The 17,565-nt window shown below is 71.5% G+C and carries 14 protein-coding genes and 1 rRNA gene; 8 read left to right on the top strand and 7 right to left on the bottom strand.

Annotation, left to right across the window (positions count from 1 at the left end; translation table 11 throughout):
- Window positions 1-296 (bottom strand): aldehyde dehydrogenase family protein (locus tag AB0J76_RS49160; RefSeq protein ID WP_364394289.1); only part of this gene is annotated, 296 nt, incomplete at its 3' end.
- Window positions 293-1,573: an aspartate aminotransferase family protein gene (locus AB0J76_RS49165; protein WP_352319360.1), complete on the bottom strand. Its 1,281-nt coding sequence runs from the start codon at window positions 1,571-1,573 to the stop codon at window positions 293-295. The genes AB0J76_RS49165 and AB0J76_RS49160, both read right to left, overlap by 4 nt.
- A gap of 237 nt (window positions 1,574-1,810) precedes the next feature.
- Between AB0J76_RS49165 and AB0J76_RS49170 the strand changes: the two genes are divergently transcribed.
- Window positions 1,811-2,518, top strand: a complete 708-nt coding sequence (locus AB0J76_RS49170; protein ID WP_352319358.1) for an alternative oxidase — start codon at window positions 1,811-1,813, stop codon at window positions 2,516-2,518.
- Here the strand turns inward: AB0J76_RS49170 and AB0J76_RS49175 are convergent.
- On the bottom strand, window positions 2,515-3,963 hold the full coding sequence (locus AB0J76_RS49175; protein WP_352319356.1) for an MFS transporter: 1,449 nt from the start codon (window positions 3,961-3,963) through the stop codon (window positions 2,515-2,517). The two genes, AB0J76_RS49170 and AB0J76_RS49175, sit on opposite strands and share 4 nt — an antisense overlap.
- A 55-nt stretch (window positions 3,964-4,018) precedes the next feature.
- Between AB0J76_RS49175 and AB0J76_RS49180 the strand changes: the two genes are divergently transcribed.
- From AB0J76_RS49180 to AB0J76_RS49200, 5 genes are read left to right on the top strand one after another with little or no spacing between them, the layout of a single operon-like run.
- On the top strand, window positions 4,019-4,720 hold the full coding sequence (locus tag AB0J76_RS49180) for a TetR/AcrR family transcriptional regulator C-terminal domain-containing protein (RefSeq protein ID WP_352319354.1): 702 nt from the start codon (window positions 4,019-4,021) through the stop codon (window positions 4,718-4,720).
- 13 nt (window positions 4,721-4,733) lie between these two features.
- Window positions 4,734-6,362 carry an AMP-binding protein gene (locus AB0J76_RS49185; RefSeq protein ID WP_352319352.1) on the top strand — a complete coding sequence of 543 codons (1,629 nt, stop codon included), beginning with the start codon at window positions 4,734-4,736 and terminating at the stop codon, window positions 6,360-6,362.
- A gap of 56 nt (window positions 6,363-6,418) precedes the next feature.
- On the top strand, window positions 6,419-8,035 hold the full coding sequence (locus AB0J76_RS49190; protein ID WP_352319350.1) for a PucR family transcriptional regulator ligand-binding domain-containing protein: 1,617 nt from the start codon (window positions 6,419-6,421) through the stop codon (window positions 8,033-8,035).
- Entirely contained in the window at window positions 8,032-9,063 is a 1,032-nt protein-coding gene (locus AB0J76_RS49195) for a P1 family peptidase (protein ID WP_352319349.1), read from the top strand. The genes AB0J76_RS49190 and AB0J76_RS49195 overlap by 4 nt, the downstream gene beginning before the upstream one ends.
- Window positions 9,064-9,068: 5 nt before the next feature.
- The gene (locus AB0J76_RS49200; protein ID WP_352319347.1) at window positions 9,069-9,461 is read left to right on the top strand and encodes a cupin domain-containing protein; all 393 of its coding nucleotides are present in this window, start codon (window positions 9,069-9,071) and stop codon (window positions 9,459-9,461) included.
- Here AB0J76_RS49200 and trpS read toward each other — a convergent pair whose 3' ends face one another.
- A complete protein-coding gene (trpS, locus tag AB0J76_RS49205) occupies window positions 9,462-10,424 on the bottom strand; it encodes a tryptophan--tRNA ligase (RefSeq protein WP_352319345.1) in 963 nt (320 codons plus the stop codon).
- A gap of 259 nt (window positions 10,425-10,683) precedes the next feature.
- On the opposite strand from trpS, the gene AB0J76_RS49210 reads away from it, so the two are divergent.
- A complete protein-coding gene (locus tag AB0J76_RS49210) occupies window positions 10,684-12,153 on the top strand; it encodes a phosphodiester glycosidase family protein (protein WP_352319344.1) in 1,470 nt (489 codons plus the stop codon).
- Window positions 12,154-12,347: 194 nt separating this feature from the next.
- Here AB0J76_RS49210 and fxsT read toward each other — a convergent pair whose 3' ends face one another.
- Both fxsT and AB0J76_RS49220 read right to left on the bottom strand, forming a co-directional pair.
- Complete coding sequence (fxsT, locus tag AB0J76_RS49215; RefSeq protein WP_352319342.1) at window positions 12,348-14,849, bottom strand: FxSxx-COOH system tetratricopeptide repeat protein; 2,502 nt, start codon at window positions 14,847-14,849, stop codon at window positions 12,348-12,350.
- Between the two features lie 790 nt (window positions 14,850-15,639).
- A complete protein-coding gene (locus AB0J76_RS49220; RefSeq protein WP_352319341.1) occupies window positions 15,640-16,128 on the bottom strand; it encodes a MarR family transcriptional regulator in 489 nt (162 codons plus the stop codon).
- Window positions 16,129-16,222: 94 nt separating this feature from the next.
- Between AB0J76_RS49220 and pip the strand changes: the two genes are divergently transcribed.
- Window positions 16,223-17,191 (top strand): prolyl aminopeptidase, encoded by a 969-nt coding sequence (gene pip, locus AB0J76_RS49225; protein WP_352319340.1) that lies wholly within the window; start codon window positions 16,223-16,225, stop codon window positions 17,189-17,191.
- A gap of 286 nt (window positions 17,192-17,477) precedes the next feature.
- Here pip and rrf read toward each other — a convergent pair.
- Window positions 17,478-17,565, bottom strand: a 5S ribosomal RNA gene (rrf, locus tag AB0J76_RS49230); the annotation flags it as partial.

Raw genomic sequence — 17,565 nt, forward strand, 5'->3', positions numbered from 1 at the left:
CCCAGCGCGTCCGCATGCACCTTGCCGTGCTCGGCCGAGATCAACGCGGCCAGCTCGTCCCGATGGGCGTACATCAGCTCACGGAACCGGAACAGGACCTGTGCCCGCTTGACGAGCGAGGCGTCGCGCCAGGCGGGGAAGGCGGCGACCGCCGCGGCGACCGCGGCGTCCACGTCGGCGGCCGAGGCCAGCCGCACGTGGCCGCTGACCTCCCCGGTCGCCGGGTTGAAGATCTCCGCCGTGCGGTTGTCGCCGTCCGCCGGAGATCCGTTGATCCAGTGCTTGACCGACTTCACTGAGCTGCTGCCTCTGCGTTGATGACTTCGAGTGCGTTGACGATGATCCCCAGGCCCTCGGCGGCCTCCTCCACCGTGAGGGTGAGGGGCGGGGCCATGCGGATGGCGGTGCCGTACAGGCCGCCCTTGCCGGCGAGCAGGCCCGCCTTCTTGGTCTCCTCCATGAAGCGGGCGGCCTGGGCGGGGCTCTCCAGCTCGACGGCGAACATCAGGCCCTTGCCGCGCACGTCCTTGACGATCGGCAGGCGCTGCGCCGCCTCCTTGAGGCCGCCGATGATGATGTCACCGGTCCGCGCCGCGTTGGCCTGGAGGTCGTGGTCGAGCACGTAGTCGAGGGTGGCGTTGGCGGCGGCCATGGAGATGGGGTTGCCGCCGAAGGTGGACAGGCCCACGGCGTGCGGGGCGTCCATCAGGTCGCCGCGGGCGACGATGCCGCCGACCGCGAAGCCGTTGCCCAGGCCCTTGGCGAACGTGATCATGTCGGGGGTCACGCCGTGGTTCTGGATGCCGAAGAACGCGCTGCCCGTACGGCCCCAGCCGGTCTGCACCTCGTCGGAGATGAGCAGGATGCCCTGCTCGTCCAGGACCTCCTTGTAGGCGGCGAACAGCCCGTCGGGGGCCATGGTGAAGCCGCCGACGCCCTGGATCGGCTCGGCGATCAGCGCCGCCACGTCGTTGGAGACCGAGGTGGCCAGCACGTGGCGCAGGTCGTCCACGCACGCCTTGATGTAGTCGGCGTCGGACAGGCCCTTGAACTGGGTGAGGTGCCGGTCGGCGCCGTGCAGGAAGTGCACGTTGAGCGGGGAGAGCGAGTTGTTCTTCCACGCCCGGTTGGAGGTGACGCTGACCGCGCCGAAGCTGCGCCCGTGGTAGCTCTGCCGCATGGCGAGCACCTGGTCGGTCCTGCGGGCGTAGGTCGCGAGGAGGAGGGCGGTCTCGTTGGCCTCCGTCCCGGAGTTGGTGAAGAACACCTTGGCGTCGGGGATGCCGGAGAGCCGGGCGATCTTCTCGGCGAGCTCGACCTGGCCGCGCAGCAGGTAGACGGTGCTGGTGTGGACCACGCCGGTGGCGAGCTGGCGCTCGACGGCGTCCCGCACCTCGGGCACGTCGTACCCGATCATGTTGGTCAGGATCCCGGCGAAGAAGTCCAGGTAGCTCTTGCCGTCGGCGTCGATGACACGATTGCCCTTGCCGCTGACGATCTCGATGGGCTCGTTGTAGTTGAGGGCCAGCCAGTTCGGCATCACTGCCCGGTGGCGCGCGAGAAGCTCCGACATGCTACCGAGTATCCCGTCCCCACCGGGCTTCCCGGCAGCGGCAGGCTGTCGGCGGGGGGTCAAATCCCCTTACAAACTGTAAGTCCTCCCCCTAGGGGATCACCCGTGCGCCTGGGGGCGTACGCGCCGGCTTCCCGGTACGCCGCCAGAGGCATCGCGATTGACCACTCGCGGGCGACGACCCGGCGGGCCCCGCTCGGCCACCATCGGAGCATCGACGAACCGAGGAGACCGAAGATGACCGTCACCATCGACCTGCGCCCCGGGCGCCCCGAGGCGCCAGCCGGGCCGCCCAAGCTCGACCGCGACCAGCTACGCCGCGCCCAGCAGGACACCCTTGACACCCCGCGGATGGACTACAGCCTGCTGGCCCGGATGATGTTCAAGCCCGTCGACCTCATGTACGGCAGGAAGGGCTCCTACACGAAGTTCGCCATGCTGGAGATCATCGCGCGGGTGCCGTACCAGGCGTGGGAGCGGATGGGGTACTGGGCCGTCCACCGCCACGCCGGACGGTCGGCCCTGGCCAGGAGGGTCTTCGAGCGCATCGTCGAGGCCCGCGCCGACCAGGACAACGAGCAGTGGCACCTGCTGATCATGCAGGACCTGGTGCAGCGCGCCGGGCAGCGGCAGAACTGGCTGCTGCACAAGGCGGCGCCGTGGCTGATCGCGTTCTTCTACTACCACGTGTCCTGGGTGCTGTTCGTGGTCCGGCCGGACTGGAGCTACCGGCTCAACGCCGAGTTCGAGGACCACGCCGAGCACGAGTACATGACGTTCGTGGCCGACAACCCCGACCTGGACTTCGTGCCCGACCCCGGCACGTACGCCGACGAGTACGGCCGCTACCGCTCGGTGGCCGACCTGCTCCGGCAGATCGGCCACGACGAGCGCATGCACAAGCTCGACAGCCTGGAGAGCATGCGTGAGCCCCGCGTCCGCTAGACCTTGGCCGGCTCGGGAGCCGCGACGGGCACGGCCGGGCGCAGCACGACCAGCGCGAGCAGCGCGGCGGCGACGCTGAACCCGGCCCCGACCCACGAGCCGAAGTGCACGGCCACGGTGAAGGCCCGGTCGGCGACCTCGCCGAGCCCGACCTGTTCGGCGACCCCGATCGACTCGCGGGCCGCCGCGGGCGCGTCGAGCGGCATCTGCGCGGTGTAGACGCCGGCCAGCACGCTGCCGAGCACGGCGATGCTCATGGCCAGGCCCACCTGCTGCACGGTGTCGTTGAGCGCTGAGCCGACGCCCGCGTGCTCCAGCGGGATGGCCCCCATCAGCGAGGCGTAGGCGGAGGGACCGGCCAGGCCGGCTCCCGCGCCCATCAGCACCAGCCCGCCCATCAGCGGCAGGTAGCCGGTGGTCAGCGCCATCACCACGAACCCGACGGCCATGATCAGCAGCCCGGCCGAGATCAGCACCCGGTTGGACACCTTCTTGCCCAGCGCCGCGCCGACGCCGTTGAACACGACGGCCGCCGCCGCCTGGGGCAGCATGGCCAGGCCCGCCTGGAGCTCGCCGTAGCCCAGCACGAACTGCAGGTACTGGGTCAGCATGAGCATCACGGCGCCCGCGCCGAACGACATCAGCAGGATCGAGAAGGACGCGCCGCTGAAGTTGCGGTTGCGGAACAGCTGCAACGGCAACATCGGGTGCTCGGCCCGCCGCTCCCAGACGACGAACGCGGCCAGCGCGACCACCGCCACCGCGATGAGGGCGACGTTCCACTCGCGTTCGATGATCACGTAGACGGCCGAGGTCAGGCCGACGATCGAGAGCACCACGCCCACCGGGTCGATCCGCCGCCCGGCGCTGCGGGTCTCGGGCATCAGCACGAACGCCGCCACGATGGCCAGCGCCGCGATCGGGATGTTGAGCAGGAAGACCGAGCCCCACCAGTAGTGCTCCAGCAGGAAGCCGCCCAGCGTCGGGCCGGCGATCACGCCGAGCATCGCCACGCTTCCCCAGATGGCCATGGCCTTGCGCCGCTCGTCCTCCTCGAAGACGGTCATGAGGATGGACAGCGTCGAGGGCATCAGGATCGAGCCGCCGACCCCCATCAGGGCCCGCGCGCCGATCACCTGCCAGGGCTCGGCGGCCAGCACGGCCAGCAGCGACGCGCCGCCGAAGAAGGCCAGGCCGATGACGAGGAAGCGGCGGCGGCCGTACCGGTCGGACAGGCTTCCCGCGGTCAGCAGCAGGCCGGCGAAGACCAGCACGTAGGCGTCGAGGATCCACTGGATGTCGGACGGCGTCGCCCCCAGCTCCTCGATCAGGGACGGGATCGCCAGGTTCAGCACGGTTCCGTCCACCGTGAGGACCAGCAACGAGAGGCAGAGCACGACAAGGACCCACCAGCGGCGGGGGTCTCGTACAGCGTTCGAGGTCACTCGCACAGCGTACGACAACTCTCGCACACTGTGCGAGAGCATTTATCCTGGAGGCATGACCGGCAAGCAGTTCACCTCTGTCTGGTTCCGCGAGCCCCGCAAGGCCGCCGCCCCGGGCCGCAGCCGCGAGGAGATCGTCCGGGCCGCGCTGGAGCTGCTCGACCAGGAGGGGATGGCCGGGCTGAGCATGCGCAAGCTCGGCGCGAAGCTGGGCGCCGGCGCCACCAGCCTCTACTGGTACGTCGCCAACAAGGACGAACTGCTCGAACTCGCCTACGACCAGGTCTGGGCCGAGATGACCGTGCCCGACGCCGACGAGGTGGGCTGGCGCGACGCCGCCTCGGCCATGGCCTACGGCATGCGCGCGGTCATGCTGCGGCACCCGTGGTCGGCCGACCTCCTCGGCCGGGTGCCCGCGCTCGGCCCGCACGCCCTGACCGCCGCCGACCGGATGCGCAGGATCTTCAGGGCGGCCGGGTTCCACGGCCTCGACGTCGACTACGCCGTGGCCGCCGTCACCGCCTTCGTCTACGGCATGACCCTGCCCGAGATCGCCTGGGACGCCACCGCGAAGGACTCCGCGTACGACGCCGACGAGATGCGCGGCATGGTCGCCAAGGCCGCGGCCGACTTCCCCGACATGCTGGAGAGCCTGGCCATGGAGGCGTACCAGGATCCGCAGGTCATCCGGGCCACGGCGTTCGACTTCGGGCTCGTGTCGGTGCTCGACGGCCTTGAGCGGCGGCTGGCGACGTAGCAGGATCCGGGGCATGAGCGATTTCCGCGCCGCCCGCGATCTTCTCCTGAGCGCCGACTACCCCACCGCCCGACGCGACTTCCGCTGGCCGCGGGCCGAGCGGTTCAACTGGGCGCTCGACTGGTTCGACGGGGTGCTGGCCGCCGAGACTCCGCAGGCCGCGGCCCTGACCATCGTGAACTCCGGCAGCCGGGTGTCCCACACCTTCGCCGAGTTGTCGGCCCGCTCCAACCAGGTCGCCAACTGGCTGCACGAGCAGGGCGTGCGCCGGGGCGACCGCGTGCTGCTCATGCTGGGCAACCAGACCGAGCTGTGGGAGTCCCTGCTGGCGGCCATGAAGCTCGGGGCGGTGGTCATCCCGGCCACGACGCTGCTGACGGCCAAGGACATCGGCGAACGCCTCGACCGCGGCCGGGTCGCCCACGTGATCGCCAACGCCGCCGACGCCGGCAAGTTCGGCGCCGGCGAGTTCACCAGGATCGCGGTGGGCGACGCGTACGGGTGGCTGCCGTACCACGAGGCCTACGACGCCGACGAACGGTTCACCCCCGACGCCCCGACCCTGGCCGGCGACCCCCTGCTGCTCTACTTCACCTCCGGCACGACCTCCCGCCCCAAGCTGGTCGAGCACACCCACGCCTCCTACCCGGCCGGCCACCTGTCCACGATGTTCTGGATCGGCCTGCGCCCCGGCGACGTGCACCTCAACGTCTCCTCCCCCGGCTGGGCCAAGCACGCCTGGAGCAACGTCTTCGCCCCCTGGAACGCCGGCGCGACCGTGCTCATCCACAACTACGAGCGCTTCGCCGCCCGCGCGCTGCTGGAGGTGCTGCGCGACGAGCGGGTCACCACGTTCTGCGCGCCCCCGACGGTGTGGCGGATGCTCATCCAGGAGGACCTGGCGGCCTGGAAGCTGCCGTTGCGCACCGCCGTGGCCGCGGGCGAGCCGCTCAACCCCGAGATCATCGACCAGGTCGCCAAGGCGTGGGGCATCACCATCCGCGACGGCTACGGCCAGACCGAGACCACCGCCCAGATCGGCAACGTACCGGACGAGCCGGTCAAGCCCGGATCGATGGGACGCCCGCTGCCCGGCTACGACATCGTGCTCATCGACCCCGTCACCGGCGAGCCCGGCGACGACGGCGAGATCTGCCTGCCGCTGGACCCCCGCCCCCTGGGCCTGATGGCCGGGTACGTCGGCGGCTCCGCCGAGGCCATGCGCGACGGTTTCTACCACACCGGCGACGTCGCCACCCGCGACCAGGACGGCTACATCACCTACGTCGGCCGCACCGACGACGTCTTCAAGGCCTCCGACTACCGCATCTCGCCGTTCGAGCTGGAGAGCGTGCTGCTGGAGCATCCCGCGGTGGCCGAGGCCGCCGTCGTGCCCGCCCCCGACCCGGTGCGCCTGGCGGTGCCGAAGGCGTACGTGATGCTGACCCCCGGGTTCGAGGCCGGCGCCGAGACCGCGCGGTCGATCTTCGAGCACTGCCGCCGGGAGCTGGCGCCGTACAAGCGGGTGCGCCGGCTGGAGTTCGCCGAGCTGCCCAAGACGATCTCGGGCAAGATCCGGCGGGTGGAGTTGCGGGTGCGCGAACCCCGAGGTGAGTACCGCGAGGAGGAGTTCAATCTGTGACAGTGTGTATATGGCTGTATGACCGTTCTTACAGGTTGATCGGCTAGGCTCGGCCCGTGCTGCCCACCATCGCCGACGTCCTCGCCCTGGAGACCGTGCGCCGGGGCGGCCCGCGCGTGGTCGCGGGCGCCGACCGGCTCGACACCAAGGTGCGGTGGGTGCACGTCGGCGAGATCGCCGACATCGCCCATCTGCTGCGCGGCGGCGAGCTGGTGCTCACCACGGGCGTCGCGCTGCCCGACGACCCCGAGAAGCTCGCCGACTACGTGGGCGAGCTCGCCTCCGTGGGGGCCTCCGGGCTGATCGTGGAGCTCGGCCGCCGGTTCCTGCGCGAGCTGCCGCGGGCGGTGGTCAAGTCCGCCGAGGAGCACGGGCTGCCGGTCATCGTGCTGGCCCGCGAGACGCCGTTCGTGCAGATCACCGAGTCCGTGCACGCCCGGATCATCGACATCCAGCTCGAGGAGCTGCGCGCCTCCGAGCAGTTGCACGAGGTGTTCACCGAGCTGTCGGTCGAGGGCGCCTCGCCCGCGGAGGTGCTCACCCAGGCCGCCCGGCTGTCCGGCCGTCCGGTGCTGCTGGAGAACCTCGCCCACCAGGTGCTGGCCTGCGAGTCCGCGGGCCGCGACGCCGGCGCGCTGCTGGCCGGCTGGGAGAGCAGGTCGCGCGGGGTGGCCCCGGCCGAGCGCACGGCCTACGACCCCGCCTCCGGCTGGCTGGTCACCACCGTCGGCGCGCGCGGCCAGGACTGGGGCCGGCTGATCCTGATCTGCGAGACGCCGCCGACGCCGCGCGAGATGGTGCTGGCCGAACGCGCCGCCACCACGCTCGCCCTCGGCCGCCTGCTCGAACGCCACCAGGAGTCCCTGGAACGCCAGGCCCACGGCACGATCATCACCGGCATCCTGACCCACGCCTACGCCGACCCCGACGAGGCCGCCGCCCGCGCCCGCGCGGTCGGCGTGCCGCTGACCGGGCGCAAGCTGATCAGCGTCGTCATCAGGCCGACCGAGCCCGTCGACCAGGCGCTCGACGGGCAGGCGCAGCTCGGCGAGCTGGCCGAGGCCACCGCCGCCGCCTGCCGCGACGCCCGCCTGCCCGCCCTGGTGGGCGCGCTCGACCAGGAGCGGGTCGGCGTCCTGCTGCCGCTCCCGCCGCGTACCGGCGCCGAGCCCGCGCTGACCGCGCTCGCCGAGCGGCTGCGCATGCTGTGGCGGCCCGGCTCGGCGTTCGTGCTGGCCGCGGGGTCGGTGGTGGAGTCCATCCGGGACGTACGGCGCAGCTTCCTCGAAGCCGAGCAGGTCGCCGACGTGGCCGTGCGCCAGCCGGACGGCCGCGCCTTCTACCGCCTGCCCGACCTGCGCCTGCGCGGCCTGCTCCACCTGCTGCGCGACGACGCGCGCCTGCAGACGTTCGCCGAGCGCGAGCTGGGCCCGCTGCTGGCGCACGACGCCCAGCGCGGCGGCGACCTCACCCGGATCCTGCGCACCTACCTCGACGCGGGCCGCAACAAGGCCGTGGCCGCCCAGAAGGCCCACCTGTCCAGGCCGGCCTTCTACGACCGCCTGCGCCGCCTCGAACGCATCCTCGACACCGACCTCGACGACGTCGAGTCATGCCTGTCACTGCACGTCGCGCTGCTGGCGCTGGAGTCGTTCCGCAGGGAGAACCGTTGAGAGCTCGTGATCACGGCATCGTCGTCGGCACCGGCGTCCCCGGTCCGCTGAACGCGATCACCGACGTGCCCGGCGTGCTCGTCGGCCACACCACGCTGACCGAGGGCACCGCCCGTACGGGGGTCACCGTCGTCCGCCCCGGCCCCGGCTCGGCCTACGACTCCCCCGTCTACGCCGGCTACCACTGGCTCAACGGCAACGGCGAGATGACCGGCCTGCCCTACCTGGACGACTTCGGCCTGCTGCACTCACCGATCGGGCTGACCAACACCTTCTCCGTCGGCGTGGTGCGCGACGCGCTGGTCTCCCTGGAGATCGGCGGCCGGGGCGGGAGTGCGTGGTCGCTGCCCGTGGTCGCCGAGACCTGGGACGGCCGGCTCAACGACATCGACGCCCGGCACGTCCGCTTTGAGCACGTCGAACGCGCCTACCACGGCGCCTCGGCGGGCCCGGTGCCCGAGGGGTCGGTCGGCGGCGGCACCGGCATGATGTGCCACGGCTTCAAGGGCGGCATCGGCACCGCGTCCCGGGCGACCGGCGACTACACGGTCGGCGTGCTCGTGCAGGCCAACCACGGCAGCCGCGACCGGCTCACCGTCAACGGCCGCCCGATCGTCATGGACGACGTGCCCCGCCCCGGCGGCCCCGAGGGCGCGGGTTCGATCATCGCCGTGGTCGCCACGGACGCGCCGCTCCTCCCCCACCAGTGCCGCAAGCTCGCCCGGCGCGCCGGGCTCGGCGTGGCCAGGACGGGCGGCGCCGGCGAGAACGGCAGCGGCGACGGATTCGTCTGCTTCGCCACCGGCAACCGCGGCCTGCCCTCCAACGCCCTCGACGACCACGGCTCCGGCGTGTTCGAGGTGCGGGTGCTGGCCGACGCCCGCCTCGACCCGCTCTTCCACGCCGCGATCGAGGCCACGGAGGAGGCCATCGTCAACGCGCTGGTCGCCGCCGATACGATGACCGGCGCCAACGGCTTCACCGCCTACGCACTCGACGGCGCCCGCCTCGCCGACCTGGTGAAATGAGCAACATGTCTGACGTCCTGATGCCCGACCTCGAAGACCTCGGCCGCATGATCGCGACCGCCGGCGCGTTCGCCGTGCCCGTGCACGACGTGCGGCTGACCCCCGACGAGCTCGACCCCGAGCAGATCGTCGCCGGCGACCCCGCCACGTCGTCGCTGGAGCTCGGCGACGGCAGGGGCATCTGGGAGATCACTCCGGGCGTCGTCACCGACGTCGAGACCGACGAGATCTTCGTGGTGCTGTCCGGCCGCGCCACGATCGCCGTCGAGGGCGGCACCACGATCGAGGTCGGCCCCGGCGACGTGTGCCTGCTGGCCGAGGGCGCGCGGACGACGTGGATCGTGCACGAGACGCTGCGCAAGGTGTACCAGTCCCGGCAGTCCGGGCAGCCCCGCTAGCTAGAACCCCATCGCCGCTCGCACCTCCGTCAGTGTGCGGACCGCCCGTTCCCGGGCCCGCTCGTTGCCCTGCGCCAGCACCTGACGGACGTCGGCCTCGGTGTGCTCGCGCCGCCGCCGCCTGATCGGGCGCAGGAACTCGTTGACCGCCTCGGTGGTCAGCGCCTTGAGCGCGGCGGCGCCGCCGTCGCCGATCTCGTCGGCTATCTCCCGGGGCGGGCGGCCGAGGCAGAGCCCGGCCAGCGTGAGCAGGTTCGCGACGCCCGGCCGGTGCACCTCGTCGAAGGTGATCAGGCGGTCGGAGTCGGTGCGGGCCTTGCGGATGAGGGCGGCGGTCTCGTCCTCGGTGGCCGCCAGGGCGATGGCGTTGCCGCGGCTCTTGCTCATCTTGCCGCCGTCCAGGCCCATGAGCAGCGGACGCTCGCCCATCATGGCCTCGGGCAGCGGGAAGACCTCGCCGTACCGCTCGTTGAAGCGCCGCGCGACCAGCCGCGCCACCTCCACGTGCGGGAGCTGGTCGCGGCCCACGGGCACCAGCGTGCCCTTGCAGAACAGGATGTCGGCGGCCTGGTGCACCGGATAGGTGAACAGCAGGCCGCTGACCGCGCGCCGGGCGCTGTGCGCGATCTCGTCCTTCACCGTCGGGTTGCGGCTCAGCTCCGCCACCGACACCAGGCTCAGGAACGGCAGCAGGAGCTGGTTCAGCTCCGGGATCGCGCTGTGCTGGAAGATCGTGACCTTGCCCGGGTCGAGGCCGACGGCCAGGTAGTCGAGGAGCACCTCGGTGATGTTGCGCTGGATCTCGCCGGGCAGGTCGCGGTCGGTGATCACCTGGTAGTCGGCGATCAGCACGTACGTCCGGTAACGGTCCTGCAGCTCCACCCGGTTGGCGAGGGTGCCGAAATAGTGGCCCAGATGCAGGCGTCCGGTCGGACGGTCGCCGGTCAGGACGACGTCGTTCACGATGGGTCTCTCCTTCAGGTGTGCCGCCGCCTGAGGGGAGCCCGCACGCTCGGAAAGGGCCGCCACCAGGACGGCCCAGCATGGGAAATCAGCGGCCGTCTGCCGGCCGCCACCACATGCTGATACGGGTCATAGCTCAATGTTATCTGGGCTGGGTGTCAATCTCGTAACCTCTTGAGCAGTTTGGCGCGTTCGGCTGACTCAGGGACCTTGAGATCGTCAGGATGGTTCGGTCCCTTTTCCGCCCTCTGGAGAGTTCATGTCTCGACGCACCCTCGCCGGCGGCCTGGCCATAGCCGCCACGATCACCGTCACCACGCTGCCCGCCTCGGCGGCGCAGCTCGCGGTGAAGTTCCCGTCGGCCAGTTTCCCGCTGGGCGCCCGGCCTGCCGCCACCAAGACGCTGACCGCCGTGACGCAGGGCATCGACCTGTACGACGTGAAGGCAGGCAGCTCCACCGACGGCTACACGGTGACCGTGCTCATGCCGAGCGGCCGCGACTACGGCGCGCTGGAGACCGCCCAGGCCAAGGTCGCCGAGGTCGAGGCGGCCGGGGAGGCGCCGAGCCTGCAGAAGGTGATCCGGCCGAGCGTGGCCGACGCGCCCTCCCAGACCGTCTACATGGTCCGCGTGGGCCTGTGGTCCTTCAAGGACAAGGCGAAGGCCGACGAGACCGCCAAGGCGCTCAAGGAAGCCGGACTGAAGGTCAAGGTCGACTACCTCGGCGACGACGGCCTGAAGACCACCGGCCCGTGGGACGCCAAGGTCGTCATGATCGACTCCCGGACGTTCCGCGGCTCGTACGCCGCCTCCCTCGGCACCAGCGTCGCCGCGCGCGAGACGGTCTCCTCGATGGCCAAGGCGCGCAACGCGGTGGTCGGCGTCAACGGCGGCTTCTTCAACATCCACACCGCCAAGAACCTGCGCGGCGAGCCCGTCGGCGCCTCCGTGGTCGCCGGCCGGCTGCTCAGCGAGGCCGTGCCGGGCCGCTCCGCCGTGGTGCTCCAGGGCCGCAGCGTGCGCATCACCGAGCTGAAGACCGCCGTCACCGCCGTCTCCCAGGACGGCGACAAGCTCGCCGTCAACGGCGTCAACCGCGCCGCCGCCACGGACGAGGCCGTGCTCTACACCGAGGAGTACGGCGCCAAGACCCCGACCGGCGGCACCGACGTCGTCCTCGACGCCAACGGCAAGGCGGTCACCGTACGCGCGAGCGGCGCCGCCGTGGCCAAGGGCACCCGGGTGCTGCACGGCCAGGGCGGCGCCGCCGAATGGCTCGACGAGCACGCCTGGGAGGGCTGGACGGTCAAGATCGACACGAAGGTCACCGACCTGCGTACCCGCAGGCCCCTCAAGCTGACCCCCGACCTGAACGTCATCGCCGGCGGCGTCGGCCTGGTGCGCAACGGCCACGTGAAGATCACCGCCAAGCGCGACGGCCACGACTCCGTGAACATGATCCTACGCCGCCACCCGCGCACCCTGCTCGGCGTCACCAGGAACGGCAGCCTCATCCTGGCCACCATCGACGGCCGCCAGCCCGGCGTGACCATCGGCGCCAACTTCCACGAGGCCGCCCAGTTCATGCGCTGGCTCGGCGCGGTCCAGGCCATCAACCTGGACGGCGGCGGCTCGACCGCGATGGTGGTGTCGAACAAGCTGGTCAACCGGCCGTCGGACGGCGTGGAGCGCGGCGTCGGCGACGCCCTCCTCGTCCTGCCCCAGTAGCCGCCGGGGCGCGAGGGGCAGGCTCGCCCCCTCCGCCCCGGCTCTCCCCCTGCCCAGCACCCCCAACCCCGCCCCAGCACCCCCTGCCCACCTCCCCCTGTCAGGCACCCCCCGCCTCGCTCCGGCTCCCCCCTGTCGGGCACCCCCATCCCCACCCCCATAGGCGGGCGCGGGCCGCGTCTCCTCGCCGGAGTTCACGGGCCCGCGTGGGCCGTCCAGTAGGCCAGTTGTTCCCTGGTCGTCACCGTGGCCGGATGCCCGGCCCCGAGCACCCGAGCCCGGACCGGCAGCAGCGCCGCACAGAGATCGCGAGCCCCCGCCGCGTCCCCCGCCATCCCCGTCCAGTACGCGAGGTTGGCCCTGGCGGTCAGGGTGTCCGGATGCTCGGCCCCCTGCACCCGCTCCCGCACCGGCACCAACGCCGCGTACTGATCCCGCGCCGCAGCCGCCTCGCCCAGCTCCCCCGTCCACCGCGCCAGCTCGTGCCGGATCGTCAACGTGTCCGGATGGTCGGGCCCGAGAATGCGCTCCCGGACGGGCAGCAGCGCCGCGTACAGGTCACGGGCGGCCGCCGCGTCCCCGGCCCTCCCCGTCCACTGGGCCAGACTGGCCCTGGCGGTGAGCGTGTCCGGATGCTCGGGCCCCTGCACCCGCTCCCGCACCGGCACCAACGCCGCGTACTGATCCCGCGCCGCAGCCGCGTCCCCCAGCTCCCCCGTCCACCGCGCCAGCTCGTGCCGGACGGTCAGCGTGTCCGGATGATGCGGCCCCGACACCCGCTCCCGTACCAGCAGCAACGCCGCGTACTGGTCACGGGCGGCCTGCGCGTCCCCCAGCTCACCGGTCCACCGGGCCAGCTCGTGCCGGTTGATCAGCGTCGACGGATGCTCGGGCCCCTGCACCCGTTCGCGCACCGGCAGCAGCGCCGCGTACTGGTCGCGGGCCGCGGCCGCGTCCCCGGCCTGCCCGGTCCACTGAGCCAGGTTGGCCTGCGTGGTCAGGGTGTCCGGATGCTCGGGGCCCGACACCCACTGCCGGACGGGCAGCAGCGCCGCGTACTGGTCGCGGGCGGCCACCGGGTCGCCGGCCCGTCCCGTCCATTGGGCCAGGTTGTGGCGGGTCGTCAGGGTGTGCGGGTGTTCGGGGCCGAGCACCCGTTCGTAGACGGGAAGCAGCTCCAGGTACTGGTCACGCGCCGCCGCCGGGTCGCCCGCCTCGCCCGTCCAGAGCGCCAGCTCGTGCCGGGCCGTCAGCGTGGCGACCTCCTCCGGGCCGAGCGCCGCCGCGAGCGCGTCGGCGATCTCCTGGAACAACGACCTCGCCGTACGGTAGTCGCCGCTGGCCCCCAGATACTGGGCCGTCTTGTCCATGCCGGGCGAGGTCGGCCCGAGCACCGTCCGGATGTGCGGCAGCAGCCTGGCGTACCGCGCCCACCGAGCCTTCTGCTGCGGATTGTCCGGCAGCACGGCCTCCACCAGCACCGCCGCCACCTCCCGCCACCGACGCTGCGCGCGCAGCGGAAGCTGATCGAGCGTGACGGCCTGCACCAGCCGGTGCACGGTGACCGTCCCGTCCACGGGCGGACCGATCAGGCTGTGCCCCCGCAACGCTCTCAGCGCCGCGTTGATCCTCAGCGTGTCCCGCGGCAGCGCCCGCATCATCAGCAACACGCTGGGATGCACGTCACGCAGCACACGCGTGCGCGGCCCGGGGATCCGCCCGTAGGCCCGCCGCCGCTGCACGTCCGCCCGGAACAGCTCCCGCGGCGCCCACCGCGCCAGCGGCGAGAGCAGCAGATGGTACGGGATCGCCTCGTGCGCGTAGCAGGACAGCAGCCGCAGCAGCGCGATGGCCTGCGGACTCGTCCTGGCCAGCCGCCGGAACGCGAACTGCCACGTGGAGGCCACCCGCTCGCGATACCCCCACGCCTGTCCCTGCGCGAGCAGCTCGGCACGCTGGTGATGCAGCAGATCCAGGTACTCCGACAGCTCCAGCCCCGTCTCCGACATGTAGGCCGCGGCCTGCTCCAGCGCCAGCGGCAGCGCCCCGAGCTCCGTCACCACGTCCGCCGCCGCCGCGGCGTCGTCCTGCCCGGTGCTCGCCAGCATCAGCAGCGCCGCCGACTCCAGGTCGAGAACCGGCAGCTCCAGCCCCTGATCCCGCGGCCAGCTCCCGGACCGGCTGGTGATCAGCACGTGCCCCGGCCCCGCCGGGGGCAGCACGGCCCGCACCGCCTCGGCCTCCGGCACGTTGTCGAAGATCAACAACCAGGGTTCGGTACGCGCCGCCAGCGCGGCGTGCACCTGGTCGACCGGGTCCGCCGCGTCCGCGCCCAGCTCCCGCAGACCCATGAGAGCCGCCAACCGGGCGAACGCCGCCGACAACACCGCAGGGTCGGCCGCCGGCAACTGCCAGACCAGCGCGTAGTCGTGCTGGTAGCGGTAGGCGTACTCCAGCGTGAGACTGGTCTTGCCCACGCCGCCGAGCCCGTGCACGGCCACCACCGCCGGCCGCACCTCGCTCGCCAGCAATCGCTCCCGCAGCTCCGCCACGGCCTCGTCCCGCCCGACGAGCTGCGGCGGACGCGGCGCCAGCTGCACGGGCCGCGTCGCCACCTGGGGCCGCGAGGGCAGGTGCACGTCCCCGATGACCTCGACATGCCCTCCGGTCACCGCCGTGGACCTGTCCCCGGTCATGGCCAGCCCGGACTCCTGCCGCCCGACCACGATCGACCGCTGCCCCTCGGACCCACCGACCGCCCCACCAGCAGCCCCACCGACCGCTCCGCCGCCGGCCGCGCCGGCACCGCCGCCATCACCCTGCCCAGCACCGCGCCCACCCGCACCGGCCCCGGCGCCCCCCGTACCAACAGCCCCCTGACCAGCCCCATCGGACCCCGAGCCGCCGGAACCGGCACCAGCCCGCCCGGCCCCCTCGCCCCCCGGAGCACCTTCGCCGCCACCGCTGGGCGCCATGGCCGCCCGGAGCTGCGCCCACAACCCGACCCCGGCGATGAACAACCCCGCGACACCCACGAACATGCTGACGACGCTGGCCCGCTTGTCCAGCATCTCCAGCTGTAACGGCTCGGCGAAGAACCCCACGACCCCCGCGGCCACCAACCCGACGGAGATCGACGCGAACGTCCACGCCAGCAGCCGACGGCTACGGCGCGCTGACTGCTTGGAAGGGGGAGAAGCGGTCACTCTAATAGAGTTACCCGATTACGCACGGTTTCTTAGCGAGATTGCCGGGACCATGAACAACCCCTGACCTTGCCCAACCGCCATCCGGCGCACAACATCCCCGATCACCACACCCGGCCTGCAGCCGCTCCTCAGCCCCAACACCTCAGCCCCACGCCACCCACCGACCTCCCCGCTTCCCCGCCACCCCATCCGCTCCGGCACCGCCACCGTCATCACCCGGCTCGCCCAGCGGACCCGCCGCGCGGCCGGCCCTCTGGTGAGGCTCAACCTTGTGACCTCATCGCGGCGGCTCGACGAGGTGATGAAGGATGCGCTCCCGCATCGACCGGCGTCCCAACGCCCGCCGCACCTCCTCCACCACGGCCGTCATCGCGTACGGGAGCTCGCCGTCCAGCTCGGCGACCGTCTGGTGGGTGGCACGCCACTCCGCCTCCAGGAACGGCACCAGGGACCGGCCCCGCTCGGTGAGGTCGATGCGGCGGGTGCGGGCGTCGGGCCCCGGCTCGGAGGTGACGAGACCCTCCTTGCGCATGGCGGCCACGGTCTGGCTGACCGCAGAGTGCGAACGGTTCAGGGACTTCGCGAGCTCGCGAATGGTCAGCGGACCTGTGTGGGCGAGCCTGATGAGCGGATAGGCGAACCGGGTGCGCACCCCGTCGAGGCCGCGCTCCAGGTAGACCTGTTCGATCTCAGCGTCCATGGCCGCCAGAAGCTCGTGCAGGGAGTGCCAGGGATCAGGCGTCGCGGTGGGGTCCGGAGATGTCACAGTGCTAATATAACAGCGCTGGCATAATCATTCAGCTCGCATCAGCCAGCGCAGTACGCACGGCGAACCCAATCCTCCAACAGCAGGAGCCCCTTTGTATCCCTCCATCGAACCGTACGAGCACGGCATGCTCGATGTCGGCGACGGCAACCTCATCTACTGGGAGGTCTGCGGCAACCCCGACGGCAAGCCCGCGGTCGTCGTGCACGGCGGGCCGGGGTCGGGCTGTTCGACCGGCGCCCGGCGCAGGTTCGACCCGGACCGTTTCCGCATCGTCCTGTTCGACCAGCGCAACTGCGGCCGCAGCCGCCCGCACGCCGCCGACCCGACTACCGACCTGACCAGCAACACCACCCACAACCTGATCGCCGACATGGAACTGCTGCGTGAGCACCTCGGCATCGACCGATGGCTGCTGTACGGGGGTTCGTGGGGCTCGACGCTGATTCTGGCCTACGCCGAGACCCATCCCGAGCGGGTGTCGGAGATCGTCATCCCCGCGGTCACCATGACCCGCCGCTCCGAGATCGACTGGCTCTACCGCGGCGTCGGCAGGTTCTTCCCGGATGCGCAGGAACGGTTCGTGCAGGGCGTCCCCGAGGCCGACCGCGACGGGGACGTGTTCAAGGTGCTGGCGGCGTACTCACGACTGCTCGCCGACCCCGACCCGACGGTACGCGCGAAAGCCGCCCACGACTGGATCACCTGGGAGGACGCGGTGATCTCCCAGGAGACCAACGGCACCCCCAACGCCTACAGCAACCGCCCGGACGACGCCATCATGGCCATGACCCGCATCTGCGCCCACTACTTCGCCAACGCCGCCTGGCTGGAAGAGGACGCGCTGCTCCGCAACGCACACCGGCTCGCCGGCATCCCCGGCGCACTGATCCACGGCCGCCTGGACATGGGCAGCCCTCTCCAGACAGCCTGGGACCTGACCAGGGCCTGGCCCGACGCCGACCTGCACGTGGTGGCAGACTCCGGACACACCGGCAGCGAAACCTTCACCAAGACCCTCAACGAGGCCATCGAATCCTTCTCGCCTCCCAAACAGAGCTGACCCCACTCATGAGCTGGGCGTCCCCTTGGGGACCATCACACCGCCATCGAACCAAGTCCCAGCAGCACCCCTCATGACAAAGGCCGCTGACGGTCGGCTCCCGAGAACAGACCGCACCCTCCTCATCGCCCTGCACACCAGGATCGACGACCGGCACAGACGCCGGCCTGGCCTGGGACGCAAGCCGAAGCCGACTCCCGCGCATGCATCCAAGCCCCGGGAAATCTGAATCACTCCGGAAACGCAGAAAGGGCCCCGACCGAAGTCGGAGCCCTTTCAAAAGATTGTCCGGCGGTGACCTACTCTCCCACACCCTCCCGAGTGCAGTACCATCGGCGCAGAGAAGCTTAACTTCCGGGTTCGGAATGTAACCG

It is taken from the genome of Nonomuraea sp. NPDC049624 (assembly GCF_040675255.1).
GTDB lineage: Bacteria > Actinomycetota > Actinomycetes > Streptosporangiales > Streptosporangiaceae > Nonomuraea.

Coding starts and splice junctions, on each gene's coding strand:
- AB0J76_RS49165 (WP_352319360.1), bottom strand. CDS start 1,573: ATGTCGGAGCTTCTCGCGCGCCACCGGGCAGTGATGCCGAACTGGCTG.
- fxsT (WP_352319342.1), bottom strand. CDS start 14,849: ATGACCGGGGACAGGTCCACGGCGGTGACCGGAGGGCATGTCGAGGTC.
- AB0J76_RS49170 (WP_352319358.1), top strand. CDS start 1,811: ATGACCGTCACCATCGACCTGCGCCCCGGGCGCCCCGAGGCGCCAGCC.
- AB0J76_RS49200 (WP_352319347.1), top strand. CDS start 9,069: ATGTCTGACGTCCTGATGCCCGACCTCGAAGACCTCGGCCGCATGATC.
- AB0J76_RS49185 (WP_352319352.1), top strand. CDS start 4,734: ATGAGCGATTTCCGCGCCGCCCGCGATCTTCTCCTGAGCGCCGACTAC.
- AB0J76_RS49180 (WP_352319354.1), top strand. CDS start 4,019: ATGACCGGCAAGCAGTTCACCTCTGTCTGGTTCCGCGAGCCCCGCAAG.
- AB0J76_RS49210 (WP_352319344.1), top strand. CDS start 10,684: ATGTCTCGACGCACCCTCGCCGGCGGCCTGGCCATAGCCGCCACGATC.